Source organism: Sulfurihydrogenibium sp. YO3AOP1, assembly GCF_000020325.1.
In the GTDB taxonomy this organism is placed as follows: Bacteria; Aquificota; Aquificia; order Aquificales; family Hydrogenothermaceae; genus Sulfurihydrogenibium.
Genome location: NC_010730.1, coordinates 425,206 through 441,092 on the forward strand (window position 1 = coordinate 425,206; position 15,887 = coordinate 441,092).

The following is a 15,887-nucleotide window of genomic DNA, read 5'->3' on the forward strand; positions in this document are numbered from 1 at the left end:
CTTGACATGAAAGAAACTTCCTGATAACCTATCATCGTAGTTAAATACAGGCTTAAAAGCCTAATGTTCTGATTCAGGTTTTAGGAAGTAGAGGAAGGACAGTTTAAAACATCCTGAGCGGTCTTAAAAGACCAATGACAGTCACTTGATCTGTCCTTCCTTTTTTCTCTCATGTCTATAATTATTATAAAATCTTATTCTCTTATAGTTTAAAAAATTTTTGGTATATTTAATATACAATGACAGTCAAAGGTGAAGTTATATTTACAACTTAAAAAAATTTTAGAACACTCTCTTTTAAAAAGTTGAAAATTCTTATTCAAAGCATTTATTGTATAATAAAGATGCAAGATTTCCTAATACTCAGAAAGGAGCTATTTCTTGTTTAATTTTGATAAAGCATATTTTGAAAAAGTAATGTATCAGCATTTAGATAGTAATGTTAATTTCATACTTCAAGTAGGCAAATACATTATAGACAGCGGTGGCAAGAGAGTTAGACCTTATCTTGTTTTGAAATTTTCTAAAATAATGAAAAATAAAAATGAAGAAAAAGACTATATCTTGGCAGCTGCTTTAGAATATCTTCATACAGCATCCCTTCTTCATGATGATGTTGTAGATGGCTCACAATTAAGACGCGGAAAGCCTACAGCTAATAGAATTTTTGGAAATGACACAACTGTTTTAACCGGTGATTATTTGTATGCCAATGCACTTTATCTCTTTTCTATCCATGGCAATATAGATATGATTAAAAACGTAAGCCAAACAGTCAAAAAAATGGCTGAAGGACAGCTTTTAGAACTAAAAAAAATTGCTGACTTTGATATAACATTACAAGAGTATTACTCCATCTTAGAAGGAAAAACTGCAGCACTGTTTGGAAGTTGCTGTTATGTTGGTACAGCACTTGGAACAGATAATGAGACTTTAAAACAAAAAGCTTTTGAGTATGGTTTAAATATCGGTATGGCATTTCAAATTGTAGATGATTTATTAGATTACACAGGAAAAGAGGAAAAAACCGGAAAGTCTATAATGAATGATTTAAGAGAGGGAAAAATAACATACCCTTTGATTGCTGTAAGAGAAAAACTATCTGCAAAAGAGAAAGAATTTATAAAATCAGTTTTGTTAAACAAAAATCCGGATACTGAAGATTTATTAAAAGTTAAAAATATTGTAGAAAGCTACGGTGGAATAGAAGAGACTAAACAAAAGGCAAAAGACTTTGTAGATAAAGCAATAGAAAGTTTAAGAGTTTTTGGAAACAGTGAAGATGTTGAGGAATTGGAAAGTTTAGCTAAATTTATAATTGAAAGAGAAGTGTGATATAAGTGAGAATAGAATAGGTGTTGGATTAAGAATTGGCAAATGTTAATTAAGGAGATCCCTCGGGCTTACATTCTTAGGATGACAAGGAAAGGTAAGCTTACGAAAATTTTTACAACTCTCTCATAAATATATGACATTAAATCTTGCATGATTTAAAAAATTTTGCTAACTTCTTCTGTCAAAAAGTAAAGATAGGAGGCATTGATGTATAGAACATTACTAAAATCTAAGGTTCATAGAATAAAAATAACCGGTGCAGACTTGCATTATGAAGGAAGTCTTACATTAGATGAAGAAATAATGGAAGCTGCAAATTTAATTCCGTTTGAAAAGATAGAAGTTTATAACGTAAACAATGGTCAAAGATTTTCAACATATGTAATCCCTGGAGTTAGATATTCAGGAGAATGCATCTTAAACGGAGCGGCAGCAAGATTAGGTCATTATGGGGATATTATAATAATTGCATCGTATGCAGCAGTAAACGAGAAAGATTTAGAAAGCTTCAAAGTAAATCTTGTTTACATAGATGAAAACACAAATACAATCAAAGAAAAGAAAGAAGTATTGGCATTAAACTCTAAAGTTTTAGCTAAAACTAACGAATAGTAAAGTAGGTGATTAACAATGAGATATAAATTCATAATACTATTGGTTTTGATAGGGTTTTTAATACAATCTTGCTCCGTTCAAGTTAAAGAGAAGAAAAGCTCTACTTTCAAAGATACATATAAACTAAAGACTGTCGTAAAAAACGAAAATAAAGAAAAAATTGAGTCAAAAACATCAGAGAGTAATAACACAAAAAATGAAGTCTTAATAGCCATTACAGAAGAAGATGAAAATTTTATCAAAAAAGAAGCATCTGCATTAAACATGCAAATTCCGGATGATAAAGATATAGATTATTTTATAGATTACTTTACAACGACAAAAAAATACTTTACAGAAAATGCTCTCAAAAGAGCAAACTACTTTATGCCAATGGTAAGAAAAATTTTTAGACAGGAAGGACTACCGGAAGAATTGGCATATCTTGCGGTTGTTGAAAGCGGCTTTAATCCTTTTGCTACATCTTCTGCAAATGCAGCCGGAATTTGGCAGTTTATTCCATCTACCGGTAGAAGGTTTGGATTAAGAATAGATGATTACATCGATGAAAGAAGAGATCCATACAAATCTACAATAGCAGCTGCAAAATATTTAAAGACTTTATACAACATGTTTGGTAGTTGGGAGCTTGCAATTGCAGCATACAACTGCGGAGAAAAATGTGTTGCAAAAAGATTAGAATCCTCGTCAGCCACATCTTTTTCTGAGATAAAAAATATCCTTCCATCACAAACAAAAGAGTATGTTCCAAGATTTTTTGCCATTCTTTTGATTGCTAACAATCCTGAAAAATATGGATTAGATGTTAAAACAAATATTTATGATGTTATTAATTTTACTGCCGACAGAGAGATAAACTTAAATGACTTGGCGCAAGAGAAAAAAGTTGAATTTGATATTTTAAAATTCTACAATGCCCATTTAAAGAAAGATATAGCATTTGAAGGAATAAACATAAACCTTCCAAAGCTTGATTACGCTGCAACCTTTGACAGAAGATTCATAACAACACAGCCAATTGCTAAAAATAAAACCAGTGAAAATAGATATGTAGCAAAAACATCAAACCCTAAGCCTTCAACTGAACCTGCTCAAACAATTGTCTCCCAAACTCAGCCTCCTAAGAGTGAAAATAGTAGCGAATCTTTAATATCACTAATCAAAACATCTGAAAAACCGGAGATTGTTAAAACATCCTATAAGCCATCTTCAAATAAAGAAAATGTTTATATCGTTCAAAAAGGAGATACATTATTTAGCATTGCAAGAAAGTTTGGTGTATCTGTTGACGTTTTGAGAAATTTAAATAACTTAGAAGATAACAATATTAAAGTTGGACAGGAGCTATTGATTCCTTGATAAACAGAAGAAAGACAAGACCAGTTTATGTAGGTAATGTTAAAATAGGCGATGGAGCACCGATAGTTGTCCAATCTATGACAGACACAAAAACGCATGACATAGAAGCAACTTTAAATCAGATAAATAGGCTTGCAAAAGCAGGTTGTGAAATTATAAGGGTAGCCGTTCCAAGAGAAGAGGATGCGTTAGCACTGCAAGAAATTGTAAAAAATTCTCCAATTCCGGTAATAGGTGATATACATTTTTCTCCAAGAATTGCCTTTTTATCTCTTGAAAGCGGTATACACGGAATCCGACTTAATCCGGGAAACATTAACGATAAAGGAAAAATTAAAGAAATCCTTCAAGAGTGTAAGAAAAAAAATATTGCAGTTAGACTTGGTGTTAACTCTGGTTCCTTGGAAGAAAGACTTCTTGAAAAGTATGGTTATCCGTCTGCTGAAGCCTTGGCAGAAAGTGCTTTGTACTGGTCAGAATTTTTTGAGTCTGTAGGTTTTACAAACTTTAAAGTTTCTATAAAAGGTTCTGACGTACTTCAAAATATAAAAGCAAATAAAATCTTTGCAGAAAAAACTGACATACCGCTTCATATAGGTATCACAGAAGCAGGGCCAGCAGGTAGAGGGTCTATAAAGTCAGCTGTCGGTATTGGCATTTTACTGTATGAGGGCATCGGAGATACAGTAAGGGTCTCTTTAACAGCAGACCCGGAGGAAGAGATAAAGGTAGTATATCAAATTCTTCAAGCACTGGATTTGAGAAGAAAAGGTGTTGAGATTGTATCCTGTCCAACATGTGGAAGGATTGAGGTAAACTTGCCGGAAGTTGTCAAAAAAGTTGAAGAAAAATTAGAAGCGGTAGATAAACCTTTAAAGGTTGCAATAATGGGATGCGTTGTCAATGCAATTGGAGAAGCGAAAGAAGCAGATATTGGGTTAGCATGTGGAAATAAATCAGCTATTTTATTTAAAAAAGGAGTTCCAATCAAAAGAGTCTCTGAAGAAGAGATGGTAGAGGAGTTATTAAACGAAATTCAAAGAATGGATAATGAATAAGGAAATATTTTTATCTTATTTAGCCGGAATGTTTGATAACTGTGGCAAACTTTCTTTAAAAAAAGATGGAAGAACAAAGAAAAGCATATATCCTGAGGTCATTTTAAGGTCTAAAAAGGAAGATTTTTTAATCCGGGTAAAAGAAGCATACGGCGGAACTCTTAGAAAAAACAAAAATTCTTATGTTTTAATCTTAACACACAAAAAAGCCAAAAATTTATTAAACGACTTAAAAGATTTCTCTATTTTAAAAAAAAGAGAGATTGAGATAATACAGCAGATTTTTTCAAAACAATTTTCCGGTAAATTAGAAGAAAAAAGAAGAAGAAAATTGATTGAAGAGTTTTTATTTTTAGTTCAGCCTTCTGAAAGAAAATCTAAAAACAAAAAATGGTCTGTAAAATCTCTGTTGGAGGATTAAGGTTTGGAAGAGAAAGAATTCAACTTAAGAGGCGTTGCTGTAGATGTTACTTCTTATGAGCTTGAAGGTGTAGATGAATTTGGAAAGGCGCCTATAGTGCTAAAAAAAGTTATAAAATATAAAAGCAGCTTCAGCTTAGTAATGAAAGGAATAACCGAAGAGTTAGAATGGTATTTTTCTAAAGGACTTACAAATATATACTTTTTAGACAACGGAAAAGCTCTAAGAATAGAACATGAAGATGGAACATATTGGGTAGACCTGCCTGCAGACCCGGAGCTAATAAACTTTCTTAAAGATTTTATAGAGGAGGCTTTAAAAGTTGGAAAGCATCATAGAAAAGGCTGAGATACTTTTAGAGGCACTGCCATTTATAAGAAATTTTAGAGGTAAAACCTTTGTTATAAAATACGGCGGAAACGCTATGGACAAAGCAGATTTAAGAGATGCTTTCGCACAAGATATCATAATGCTTAAATACATTGGAATAAATCCTGTAATCGTTCACGGTGGAGGACCACAGATAGGTCAGTACTTGAAAAAAATGGGCTTAGAGTCTAAATTTGTTGGCGGTTTGAGAGTAACAGACAAAGAGACAATGGATATTGTTGAGATGGTTCTTGGTGGTCTTGTAAATAAAAGCATCGTTCAGTTGATAAATAGTTATTCAGGCGGGCATGTGAAGGCGGTAGGAATTACAGGAAAAGACGGATGTTTAATAAAAGCAAAAAAGTTAGATGCAGAAGAATATTTTAGGTCTATTGGAGATTACAGACCAACGGAGCTTTTAGACTTAGGTCATGTTGGAGAGGTTGAAGAAGTAAATCCGGAGCTTTTAATCCATTTAGATGAAGACAACTACATACCTGTTATTGCACCAATAGGATTTGATGCAGAAGGAAACGCTTACAACATAAACGCAGATTTTGTTGCAGCAGCTATTGCAGGAGCTTTAAAAGCAGAAAAAGTATTATTTTTAACAGACATAGAAGGCTTAAAAGATGAAAACGGCAATACTTTGTCATCTGCAACTGTTAGCCAGATAAACCAAATGATAAAAGATGGTGTTATAAAAGGTGGAATGATTCCAAAAGTAAAAGCTTGTATCCAAGCTTTAGAGAAAGGCGTTAATAAAGCACATATATTAGATGGCAGGCTTCCTCACTGCATTCTTTTAGAAATTTTTACTAAAAAAGGTGTTGGTACAGAAATAACTCTGTAGGAGCTAAATTTTGGTATTGATCTACGGAAAAGGCAAAACAGGAGAATCAATAAAAAAATATCTTGAGAAAAAAAACATTAAATCTTTGATAATTGATGACAACGACCCACTGCCGGAGAATGAAAATATAGATACAATCATCGTATCTCCCGGCGTACCGTTTTTTAACAGAATTTTTAAGTATGCAAAAAAAAGGAAAATTCCAATAATCTCAGAAATTGAATTTGCATACAGACAGTGTAATGATAACTGTGAAATAATAGCTATCACCGGAACAGATGGAAAAACAACAACAACATCTTTGATTTATGAAGTTTTAAAAGAAATATCAGATGAAAATGTTTATGTTGGCGGAAACTATGGCATTCCATTTGTTGAGATTTTGGATAAAATAGAAGAAGCTTCGTTTTCTTACCAAAAGCCTTTAGACCAAGAAGACAATTCTTTGGGCAAAGCAAATAGCGATAAAACTATGAATAAAAATAATATTTCAACCTCTCACGTCTCACCTCTTATCGTAGTTTTAGAACTCTCATCGTTTCAGATTTACTCAACAAATACATTAAAGCCAAAGGTATCTATCATACTAAACATATCAACAGACCATCTTGATTGGCATAAAAAAGAAAAACATTATATTTTGTCTAAGCTAAAACTTTTAAAAAATACAGAATTTTCAGTATTAAATTATAATGATAAATGCTTAAAAAATATAAAAGGCAAAAATGTCTATTACTTTTCTTTAAAAGAGCTTCCGGAGGATGTTAAAGGAATTTATTTAAAAGAATATAGAAAAGAAGATGGTTTAAATGTTTATAATCTTGTGCTTAAAGATGATAAAACAGAAGAAATTCAAGTAAAAACTCAGCTTATAGGATTTCATAATCTTCAAAACATAATGGCAACGATCCTGACGGCTTATCTGTTGAATGTAAATATAAATAAAGTGATTGAAAAAATAAAAGAATTTAAACCTCTTAATCATAGAATAGAATTTGTAAAAGAAGTAGAAGGTGTTAAGTTTTATAATGATTCAAAATCAACGACAGTTCAAGCTGTAGAAAAGGCGATAGAAAGCTTTGATGAAAAAATTGTTTTGATTCTTGGCGGAATAAACAAAGGTGGAGATTTTTCTAAGCTCGGTAGTTTATTAAAAACCAAAGTTTTATCAGCGTTTATAATAGGAAGAGATAAAGAGCAAATATTTCGGATGATTAAAGATTATACAAACAGCATAAAAAAGGAAAGCTTAGAGGAAGCAGTAAAAGATGCTTTTGAAGTTGCAAAAAGCAACAAAGCTGTTGTTTTATTTTCTCCCGGATGTGCAAGCTTTGATATGTTTAAAAATTACGCCGATAGAGGAAATAAATTTAAAGAAATAGTGGAAAGCTTAAATGGTAAGAAGTAAGTATTTTGATAACTATATATTTTTAGCTTTTTCTCTTCTTGTAATAGTTGGATTTGTATTTATATACAGTGCAACGTTTACCTACACTCCGGCAGACCCGTTTTATTATGTAAAAAGACATTTTATAGCTTTATTTGTTGCCATTTTTGCGGGATTATTTGGTTATTTAATGCCGATGGATTTTTGGAAAAAGTGGGCTTACGCCTTTTTTGGCTTTGGAATAGTTTTACTGATTTTGGTATATTTTTTACCGGGAGATTCTACCGGAACCCATAGATGGATAAACTTAGGATTTTTTAAATTCCAGCCTTCAGAGTATATGAAATTCGCAACCGTTTTATTTATTGCTAAATACCTATCCAGAAAAGAAGATATTTTAAAAACATTAGAACCTTTTATTGTTATCTTTGGCGTTGTTTTTTTAACAGCTGTTTTAATTGCATTTGAGCCACATAAAGGAGCTGCGTTATTCTTGCTTATTCTCACAACCTTAATTCTATTCTCTTCAAGAGCAAACGTCAAACCTTTACTCATCTTTATACCTTTCATAATAGCCTTTGGAACTTTAATAATTTTAACAAGTAATTACGCAAAAAGTAGGTTGATAGGTATGCTAAACCCAGACCCATCTACAAAGGAAGGTTATCAAGCCTTTCAATCTTTGGTTGCTTTTGTAAAAGGAGGTCCATTTGGTGAAGGTATAGGTAGTGGAACCCAAAAATTAAAATACCTGCCAGAAATCCATACAGACTATATTTTTGCTCTAATTGGCGAAGAAGCCGGCATCTTTGGCACTTTTTTTGTATTAGCTTTATATATCATTATTCTAATAAGAGGAATACAAATCTCTTTAAGCAAAGATGATATTTTTGTCCAAACACTTGGACTTGGTATAACGTATATTATCACTTTAAACGCGTTGTTTCATATATTTGTAACCTTAAACCTTTTCCCATCAACAGGTTTTACGCTACCATTTATAAGCTATGGTGGTTCTTCATTGATCATGAACTTCTTGTATATAGGAATTCTACTAAGAATTTCAAAAGAGCCTAACAAAATAAACTTCATTCAAAGGACTTAGGATGAAAAAAGTTTTTATCTCCGGCGGTGGAACAGGTGGTCATTTTTACCCGGCTTTATCCGTTGCAGAAAATCTGAAAGAAAAAGGATTTAGCATTACATACATCGGAACTACAAATGGAATAGAAAACAAAAAAGATTTTCCGGCTGATGAAAAAATTTTATATCCAATGAGAGCAGTAAGAGGGAAATCTATCGTTGGTAAAATTCAAGGAGTTTTTAGCCTGCTATCAACAACCTTCAAAGTCTACAAACAGATAAAAAAAGAAAAGCCGGATTTTTCAATCTGCTTTGGTGGTTATACATCAATACCCCTTGGGCTTGCATCTTTTTTAGCAAGAGTGCCATTGTACATACATGAGCAAAATTCAATTCCTTCTTATTCAAATAAAATTCTATCTTACTTTGCTAAAAAAGTTTTTATAACCTTTGAACTTACAGCTAAGTATTTTGACAGAAAGAAAACAGTTTTAACAGGTATGCCTCTAAGAAAAAACATCATAGAAAGAGCTAAAAATTATGTATATAAGCCAAACCAAACGAAAACAGTTTTGGTCGTAGGCGGCAGTCAAGGAGCAAAAAAACTTTCTGAAAGCATAATATCCTTAGCTTCAGAAATGAAAGATATTAAATTCATCCTTATAAAAGGAAAATGGCAGGTAGAAGTACCAAATTTAGAAAATCTTACAGTTTATGAGTACGTTGATAACATGGAAGACCTTTACACATCTGCAGATGTTGTAATTTCTCGTAGTGGTTCAAGTAGTGTTAACGAGATTCTATGCTTTGGCAAATACGCTATCTTTGTTCCATTTCCTTATGCAGCATCAAACCATCAGTATTACAACGTAAAATGGCTAAAAGATTTGGGCTTGTGTGAATTGATTGAAGAAAAAGATTTAAGTAAAGAAGTTTTAAAAAAAGCATTAGAAGATGCTTTTAACAAAGATTTAGAAAGTTTAAGCAAAAAAATCAAAGAATATGCGATATTTGACAGTGATGAAAAAATCGTAGAAAATATATTAAATGATTTTAAAAACGATTGAATATCAAGAAAATATAGACCTTAGGAATTTTTGCACTATAAAAGTTGGCGGAAAAGGAAAGATTGTATATTTTCCAAAAGATCACAAAGAAATCTCTATTTTAATTAAAGAGTATGATAACATCTATCCACTTGGAATTGGAAGCAATCTAATTTTTTCCGATGGGATTGTGAATAAAGTTTTTGTCCATTCTAAGAATCTAAAAAAATATGAAATAGAAAATCAAAACGATATTTTTTACATCACGGCGGAAGCCGGCGTAAGCTTTAAAACCATAGTTTCAGTAGTAAAAAAATACAACCTTGAAGGATTTGAAAACCTATCCGGCATTCCTGCAACCGTTGGTGGGGCAACTGCAATGAACGCAGGAGCTTATGGAAGCGATATCTTTGATTTAATAGAAGAGGTTTGGTGGATAGACAGAGAAGGACGGCTAAATCATTCAAAAAAAGAAGAGATTAAATACTCTTACAGATACTCCCAATTTCAAAACGGAGGTTTTGTTTATAAAGTGAAGCTAAAGCTTAGAAAAAGTGATAAAAACATATCAGAGATTATAAAAAATCATCTGCTTGATAGAAACAGTAAGCAACCGCTAGATTTACCAACAGCCGGGTCAACTTACAAAAATCCACCGGGAACATATGCCGGCAAACTGATTGAAGCAGTTGGCTTAAAAGGTTATAGAATAAACGATATAGGATTTTCTGAAAAACATGCAAACTTTCTTGTAAACTATGGAAATGCTGAGTTTAAAGACCTAATAAAACTCTTGGAACTTGCCGAAAAAAAAGTATTAGACGAATTTAAGATAAATCTTGAAAGAGAGGTTAAAATCATTGACTAAAATCGCACTTTTATACGGTGGATATTCAAGAGAAAGAGAGATTTCTATCAAAAGTGGAAAAGCGGTAGAAAAAGCTTTAAACCAACTTGGATATGATTATAAGGTATTTGACATAATAGAAAGAGATAAATTTATAAAAGAGATTTTAGAATATAAGCCAGATTTAGCATTTATAGTTTTACACGGAAAAGGTGGAGAAGATGGCACAATTCAAGCTATCTTAGAGTTTCTTGGCATTCCTTACACAGGGTCAGATATGAAAACAAGCGTCATAGCAATGGATAAAGTACTAACAAAGATGTATTTGAAAAACTTTGACATTCCAACGCCAGATTGGATATTTTTCACAGAAGAAAAAGAGGCTTTAAATTATAGACCAGATTTCCCAGCAGTCGTAAAAGCTCCAACAGAAGGGTCTTCTATTGGTGTTTATATAGTAAATAATCAACAAGAGTATGAAAATGCTGTAAAAGAAGTATTTAATCTTGATGATAAAGTATTGATAGAAAAGTTTATCAAAGGAAGAGAGCTAACAGTTAGCATTCTTGATGATGAAGTTTTTGATATTGTTGAAGTTGTTGTATCAGAAGGCTTCTATGATTTTAATAACAAATACATTACAGGAAAAACTCAGTATATATGCCCGGCTCAATTAGATGAAGATGTGTATAAAAACGTTCAAGGTTTAGGACATAAAGTTTATAAACTTTTGAATTGCAAAGGACCTGCAAGAGTTGATATCATTTTAGAAAACGATAAGAATCCATATGTGTTGGAAGTAAATACAATCCCCGGAATGACAGAGTTTAGTCTTCTTCCCAAGGCTGCATCGGCAAGAGGAATAACGTTTAACCAACTTGTAGAAAAAATAATAAAAAATAGTTTAAAATGATGAAAAAACTTGGACTTTTCTCAGTATGGCTTATTTTGTGTGCTTTACTTGGCTACTATGCCCCAACACTACCAATTGTAAAAGATATAGTAGCAATCAAGAAAGTAAACGTTGTTGGAACTGATAAATTATCAGAAAATGATTTAAAAAACATTTTCAAAACAGAAAATTGGATATTTATATCAGAAGATAGATTAAGAGAAAAATTAAAAAAATATCAATTTATTAAAGATATAAAAATCTTAAAGCCAAATCTTGGTGAAATTACGATGGTAGTAGAAGAGAAGAAGTCATTTGCAAATATTATTCAAAGTAGTAAAGTTTTTACCGTTGATGAAGAGGGAAATCTATATGAAACAGATATCTCAAATTTGCTAAACCTTGTGAATATATACTATAACGATAGTGAATTTCAAAAAAGTGATGTATTAAAAATCAAGAAGATCATGGAAAATTTTAAAGATTATCAGCTTTCTAAATTTATAATTCAAAAATCACAAATAGCAGCCGAAACGAGTGATGGAAAAATATTGGTGTTTTCAAAAGATGATCTTGATGATAGCCTAAATAAAGCTAAAATATTTTTAGCAAATAAAAATCTAAACGATTATACTTATCTAAATTTTAGTTTTGACGAAATGATAATAGTAAAAAAATTAAACAAGGAAACAAAATGAGTAAAAGTAAAACTTTTGTAGCGCTTGATGTAGGAAGTTATAAAACTGTTGCAGTAATTGGTGATTTAGATGAAACTGGAAAATTACATATAATAGGTTTTGGAGAGACACTGTCTAAAGGTATTGAAAAAGGAGCGGTAGTAAACCCTTCAGAAGCTATTAAATCAATAAAAGAAGCGGTTGCAACAGCTGAATCAAACTCTGGATTTAGAATAAGCTCAGTAGTCTTAAATATTGGAGGAATTCACATTGAATCAAAAAATGAAAAAGATTTTATAAGCTTTTCTTCATCCAACAAAGAAATAGACCAAAATGACATAAACGCGCTTATAGAAAAAATATCTGAAAAATTTAAAAATGATAATATTCAGATTTTGCATATTATCCCAAAAATGTATGTCTTGGATGATGATGAGATAGTGTATGAACCTGTTGGTCTAATTGGCAGTAAAATATCCGGAGAATACAATGTTATAACAGGCAAGGTTAATTCTATTAGCAACATTAAAAAGGTAGTTGAGCAAAGTGGTCTTGGAGTTATGGATATTGTTGTCAATCCAATAGCATCTGCAACTTCGGTACTTTATGAAGAAGAAAAAGACCTCGGCGTTGCAATAATTGATATTGGCGGTGGCTTAAGCGATATAGCAGTATATAAAAATGGTCATCTTGAAGCAGTAAAATCTATCCCTCTTGGTGGAAATCTCATAACAAAGGATATATCTTTTAGATTTAAAATATCCAAGGATATTGCTGAGGCTATAAAAAAACAATTTGGGGTTGCATCAGCAGAATTTATAGAATTTAATGAAGTTGTTGAAGCTAAAAGTAGAGAAGATGAAGAAACAATCAAATTAGAAAAGTATGAAATTGCAGAAACAATAGAATGGAGATTAACTGAAATGTTTGAAATTTTAAGAAAAGAGCTTGAAAAAACTGGACTTTATGATAGATTAAATGCAGGCATTGTTTTAACTGGAGGAGTGGCAAACACTCCTTACATCCAACATCTTGCAGAAAAAATTTTTGAAAAAGATGTAAGAATTGGAAAGCCAAAAGAATTTAAGGCATTTAACGAAAAATTCTACAGCCCAGAGTACGCAACAGTGATAGGATGTTTACAGTTTACGGCTTCTGCCTTAAAAGATAAACATGTAGGGTCTAATAACAGTAGTGAAATGTTTAATTTCAATATATCTGATACTTTTACAAAGTTTTTTGATAAAATAAAGAATCTTTTCTAATTGTTTGGAGGAAACTTAAGATGGAGATAAATTATGATGCAAAAAATCCAACTAAAATTAAAGTTTTTGGCGTAGGTGGTGGGGGAAGCAACGCAGTAGCAAGAATGTATCAAGAAGGACTTCAAGATGTTGAATTATATATAGTTAACACAGATTTACAACATTTAAACTACCTTCCTGTTCCAAATAAAATTCACATTGGAGAGAGCATTAGCAAAGGATTAGGTGCTGGTTCAAAGCCAGAAATTGGCAGAGAAGCCGCATTGGAGAATTTAGATAAAATCAAAGAAGCTATGGAAGGAGCTGATATGGTATTTATAGCAGCAGGACTTGGTGGTGGGACAGGTACAGGTGCAAGTCCGGTTATAGCTCAGGCAGCTAAGGAAATGGGTATTTTAACTGTAGCTGTAGTTACAAAACCTTTTAGCTTTGAAGGTAAAATCAGACAAAAGATTGCAGAGGAAGGACTGGGGCAATTAAAAGAAAGAGTTGATACTTATCTTGTTATCCATAATGATAGATTATTACAAGTAGCCGGTAAAAATGTATCGTTTGCTAATGCTTTTAAGCTTGTTGACAATATACTTTATAGGTCTGTAAAAGGAATTACTGATTTAATTTTAGTTCCGGGATTGATTAACCCAGACTTCGCTGACGTTAAAACAATAATGGAAAATGCAGGCAAAGCTTTAATTGGTGTTGGCTCTGGAAGAGCTGAAAATAAAATAGAAGAAGCTGTAATGACTGCAACAAGCTCCCCGTTATTAGAAGGAACATCCATCCAAGGAGCAAAAAGATTGCTTATAAATGTAGAAGTTAGTCCAGATTTATCATTTATGGAAGTTAACGAAGCTGTTTCACAAATTAGAGAGCTTGCCCATGAAGAAGCACACATTATATTTGGTGCATCAATCATAAATGATGTAGAAGATGAAATTAAAATTACTGTAATAGCGACAGATTTTGAAGATGAAAGAAAATCGGAATCTAAGCCTTCTTTAAAAACAAGACCATCCGGAATAATAGAGAAAAAAGAGCCGCCTATAAAGAGAGAAATAGCTTCATATGCTGAAGAGATAAAACCCAAAGAAGAATTTACATCCGAATCTTTATCTTATGATGAGTTAGAAATTCCACCTTGGGTAAGAAAGGGTAAAAGGGATTGAATATAGGGTTTGCTAATTTAGTCACATTATCAAGATTGGTTATAATTCCATTTTTGATTTACTCTATATTAAAAGATAATTATTTTTTGTCTGGCTTTTTAGTAATTGTCGCTATTCTAACTGATTATTTAGATGGAATTATTGCAAGAGCTTCAAACGATGTAACAAAGCATGGTGAGCTTTTAGACCCAGCAGTTGATAAAATCTTCACAGTATCAGTTTTAGTAGCCTTAGTAGAAAAGCATATTGTAAATTCTTTTGAAGTTTTTTTAATTATAGCGAGAGAAATGCTTGTAACATGGGTTAGAAGTGTTTTGGTAAACAAAGGAATTGTAGTTCCTGCTTATTTTTTAGGAAAGTTAAAAACATCCATCCAGCTTTTAGCAATATTTTTACTTTCTATAAATTTTGTAGAATTAGGAAAAATTACCCTATGGATATCCATATTCCTTGCCTATGTTTCTGGGTTTGAGTATTTCATGATATTTTATAAGGAAAAAGCATGGAAATAAATTTTATCGTATACTTAATCATCACGTACTTACTTGGCTCAATCCCTTTTGGCTTAATTATAAGTAAGCTTTTTGGAAAAGATATTAGAAAAGAAGGTAGCGGAAATATTGGTGCTACAAACGTTACAAGAGTTTTGGGCAAAAAGGCAGGAATTTTAGTATTAATTTTAGATATGTTAAAAGGTTTTTTACCTATCTATATCGCAAAGTATATATTTGATACAAAACTTATTTCATTACTTGCTATAGCGTCTGTTATCGGACATTGTTTTTCAATTTTTTTAAAGTTTAAAGGTGGAAAAGGTGTCGCAACAGCTATCGGTGTATTACTTGCTTTATCCTCTAAAACTGCTTTAATTGTTATTATGTTTTGGCTTGGCGTATTTCTTGTCTCTGGTTATGTATCTCTTGCATCTATGCTATCAGCAAGTATTTCTTGGGTTATTATTAAATTTATAGAAAATAATATCTATTATACCTACGCAGCGTTTATCATTGGATTGATTGTTATCCTTAAACATAAGGACAATTTAGATAGATTGTTAAAAGGTACTGAATATAGATTTTTACATAAATAGAGGATAATTTAGTTTATTTAACTTTAACAGTTGAATAGGCAGACCGAGCAACAATAAGCTATACGTGAAAGGCAATCTGTATATTGAGGGTGTTCTAAATTTTTTTAAATTGTAGAATGTATAAGTAGATATGACTTTACCTTTGACTGTCATCCTGAGGACTTTAGTCCGAAGGATCTCCTCTTTTGAAAAGTGAGTAGAGGCAATTCATGAATTGCCTATACAGTGAATAAATGAGAGATATGAAGGCGGAGATTCTTCGCCGGCTGCAGAATGACGATGATGATTTTTGTAAGCAGTCTTAAAAGTAAGAAAACTACTCTAAGCTAAGCGTTTTAAAAGTTTCCATGACTCACCTATTAATCTATCAAAAATCAAGCTTATTAAAGCCACAAAAAATTCTGATATAATTAGATAAAATAAA

The 15,887-nt window shown here is 31.9% G+C and carries 17 protein-coding genes; all 17 read left to right on the forward strand.

Features of this window, described 5'->3' with window-relative positions:
• Positions 1–381 precede the first annotated feature (381 nt).
• The 17 genes from SYO3AOP1_RS02150 to plsY all read left to right on the forward strand — a co-directional run bounded on the left by SYO3AOP1_RS02150 (position 382) and on the right by plsY (position 15,463).
• Positions 382–1,335 (forward strand): polyprenyl synthetase family protein, encoded by a 954-nt coding sequence (locus SYO3AOP1_RS02150; protein ID WP_012459134.1) that lies wholly within the window; start codon positions 382–384, stop codon positions 1,333–1,335.
• A 207-nt stretch (positions 1,336–1,542) separates the two neighbouring features.
• Complete coding sequence (panD, locus tag SYO3AOP1_RS02155; RefSeq protein WP_012459135.1) at positions 1,543–1,947, forward strand: aspartate 1-decarboxylase; 405 nt, start codon at positions 1,543–1,545, stop codon at positions 1,945–1,947.
• A gap of 18 nt (positions 1,948–1,965) precedes the next feature.
• The gene (locus SYO3AOP1_RS02160; RefSeq protein ID WP_012459136.1) at positions 1,966–3,309 is read left to right on the forward strand and encodes a lytic transglycosylase domain-containing protein; all 1,344 of its coding nucleotides are present in this window, start codon (positions 1,966–1,968) and stop codon (positions 3,307–3,309) included.
• Entirely contained in the window at positions 3,306–4,367 is a 1,062-nt protein-coding gene (gene ispG / locus SYO3AOP1_RS02165) for a flavodoxin-dependent (E)-4-hydroxy-3-methylbut-2-enyl-diphosphate synthase (protein WP_012459137.1), read from the forward strand. The genes SYO3AOP1_RS02160 and ispG overlap by 4 nt, the downstream gene beginning before the upstream one ends.
• The gene (locus tag SYO3AOP1_RS02170) at positions 4,360–4,788 is read left to right on the forward strand and encodes a hypothetical protein (protein ID WP_012459138.1); all 429 of its coding nucleotides are present in this window, start codon (positions 4,360–4,362) and stop codon (positions 4,786–4,788) included. Before ispG ends, SYO3AOP1_RS02170 begins: the two co-directional genes overlap by 8 nt.
• Before the next feature lie 3 nt (positions 4,789–4,791).
• Positions 4,792–5,136, forward strand: coding sequence for a hypothetical protein (locus SYO3AOP1_RS02175; protein WP_012459139.1), 345 nt, complete (start codon positions 4,792–4,794; stop codon positions 5,134–5,136).
• Positions 5,111–6,010: an acetylglutamate kinase gene (gene argB / locus SYO3AOP1_RS02180; RefSeq protein WP_012459140.1), complete on the forward strand. Its 900-nt coding sequence runs from the start codon at positions 5,111–5,113 to the stop codon at positions 6,008–6,010. Before SYO3AOP1_RS02175 ends, argB begins: the two co-directional genes overlap by 26 nt.
• A 10-nt stretch (positions 6,011–6,020) precedes the next feature.
• Positions 6,021–7,418, forward strand: a complete 1,398-nt coding sequence (gene murD, locus SYO3AOP1_RS02185; protein ID WP_012459141.1) for a UDP-N-acetylmuramoyl-L-alanine--D-glutamate ligase — start codon at positions 6,021–6,023, stop codon at positions 7,416–7,418.
• Positions 7,405–8,502, forward strand: a complete 1,098-nt coding sequence (locus SYO3AOP1_RS02190; RefSeq protein ID WP_012459142.1) for an FtsW/RodA/SpoVE family cell cycle protein — start codon at positions 7,405–7,407, stop codon at positions 8,500–8,502. Before murD ends, SYO3AOP1_RS02190 begins: the two co-directional genes overlap by 14 nt.
• 1 nt (position 8,503) lies before the next feature.
• On the forward strand, positions 8,504–9,547 hold the full coding sequence (gene murG, locus SYO3AOP1_RS02195; RefSeq protein ID WP_012459143.1) for an undecaprenyldiphospho-muramoylpentapeptide beta-N-acetylglucosaminyltransferase: 1,044 nt from the start codon (positions 8,504–8,506) through the stop codon (positions 9,545–9,547).
• Entirely contained in the window at positions 9,528–10,394 is an 867-nt protein-coding gene (murB, locus tag SYO3AOP1_RS02200; protein WP_012459144.1) for a UDP-N-acetylmuramate dehydrogenase, read from the forward strand. The genes murG and murB overlap by 20 nt, the downstream gene beginning before the upstream one ends.
• Positions 10,387–11,286 carry a D-alanine--D-alanine ligase gene (locus SYO3AOP1_RS02205; protein ID WP_012459145.1) on the forward strand — a complete coding sequence of 300 codons (900 nt, stop codon included), beginning with the start codon at positions 10,387–10,389 and terminating at the stop codon, positions 11,284–11,286. Before murB ends, SYO3AOP1_RS02205 begins: the two co-directional genes overlap by 8 nt.
• Entirely contained in the window at positions 11,286–11,963 is a 678-nt protein-coding gene (locus tag SYO3AOP1_RS02210) for a hypothetical protein (RefSeq protein ID WP_156769235.1), read from the forward strand. Before SYO3AOP1_RS02205 ends, SYO3AOP1_RS02210 begins: the two co-directional genes overlap by 1 nt.
• Complete coding sequence (gene ftsA, locus SYO3AOP1_RS02215) at positions 11,960–13,207, forward strand: cell division protein FtsA (protein WP_012459147.1); 1,248 nt, start codon at positions 11,960–11,962, stop codon at positions 13,205–13,207. The genes SYO3AOP1_RS02210 and ftsA overlap by 4 nt, the downstream gene beginning before the upstream one ends.
• A gap of 20 nt (positions 13,208–13,227) precedes the next feature.
• Positions 13,228–14,373: a cell division protein FtsZ gene (gene ftsZ, locus SYO3AOP1_RS02220; protein ID WP_012459148.1), complete on the forward strand. Its 1,146-nt coding sequence runs from the start codon at positions 13,228–13,230 to the stop codon at positions 14,371–14,373.
• Entirely contained in the window at positions 14,370–14,885 is a 516-nt protein-coding gene (gene pgsA / locus SYO3AOP1_RS02225) for a CDP-diacylglycerol--glycerol-3-phosphate 3-phosphatidyltransferase (RefSeq protein ID WP_012459149.1), read from the forward strand. The genes ftsZ and pgsA overlap by 4 nt, the downstream gene beginning before the upstream one ends.
• Positions 14,876–15,463: a glycerol-3-phosphate 1-O-acyltransferase PlsY gene (gene plsY / locus SYO3AOP1_RS02230; RefSeq protein WP_012459150.1), complete on the forward strand. Its 588-nt coding sequence runs from the start codon at positions 14,876–14,878 to the stop codon at positions 15,461–15,463. The genes pgsA and plsY overlap by 10 nt, the downstream gene beginning before the upstream one ends.
• Positions 15,464–15,887 lie beyond the last annotated feature (424 nt).

Excerpts from the sequence above, each read along its gene's own strand:
- panD (WP_012459135.1), top strand. The coding sequence starts at position 1,543 with ATGTATAGAACATTACTAAAATCTAAGGTTCATAGAATAAAAATAACC.
- SYO3AOP1_RS02160 (WP_012459136.1), top strand. The coding sequence starts at position 1,966 with ATGAGATATAAATTCATAATACTATTGGTTTTGATAGGGTTTTTAATA.
- SYO3AOP1_RS02170 (WP_012459138.1), top strand. The coding sequence starts at position 4,360 with ATGAATAAGGAAATATTTTTATCTTATTTAGCCGGAATGTTTGATAAC.
- SYO3AOP1_RS02190 (WP_012459142.1), top strand. The coding sequence starts at position 7,405 with ATGGTAAGAAGTAAGTATTTTGATAACTATATATTTTTAGCTTTTTCT.
- murG (WP_012459143.1), top strand. The coding sequence starts at position 8,504 with ATGAAAAAAGTTTTTATCTCCGGCGGTGGAACAGGTGGTCATTTTTAC.
- murB (WP_012459144.1), top strand. The coding sequence starts at position 9,528 with ATGATTTTAAAAACGATTGAATATCAAGAAAATATAGACCTTAGGAAT.
- SYO3AOP1_RS02210 (WP_156769235.1), top strand. The coding sequence starts at position 11,286 with ATGAAAAAACTTGGACTTTTCTCAGTATGGCTTATTTTGTGTGCTTTA.
- ftsA (WP_012459147.1), top strand. The coding sequence starts at position 11,960 with ATGAGTAAAAGTAAAACTTTTGTAGCGCTTGATGTAGGAAGTTATAAA.
- ftsZ (WP_012459148.1), top strand. The coding sequence starts at position 13,228 with ATGGAGATAAATTATGATGCAAAAAATCCAACTAAAATTAAAGTTTTT.
- plsY (WP_012459150.1), top strand. The coding sequence starts at position 14,876 with ATGGAAATAAATTTTATCGTATACTTAATCATCACGTACTTACTTGGC.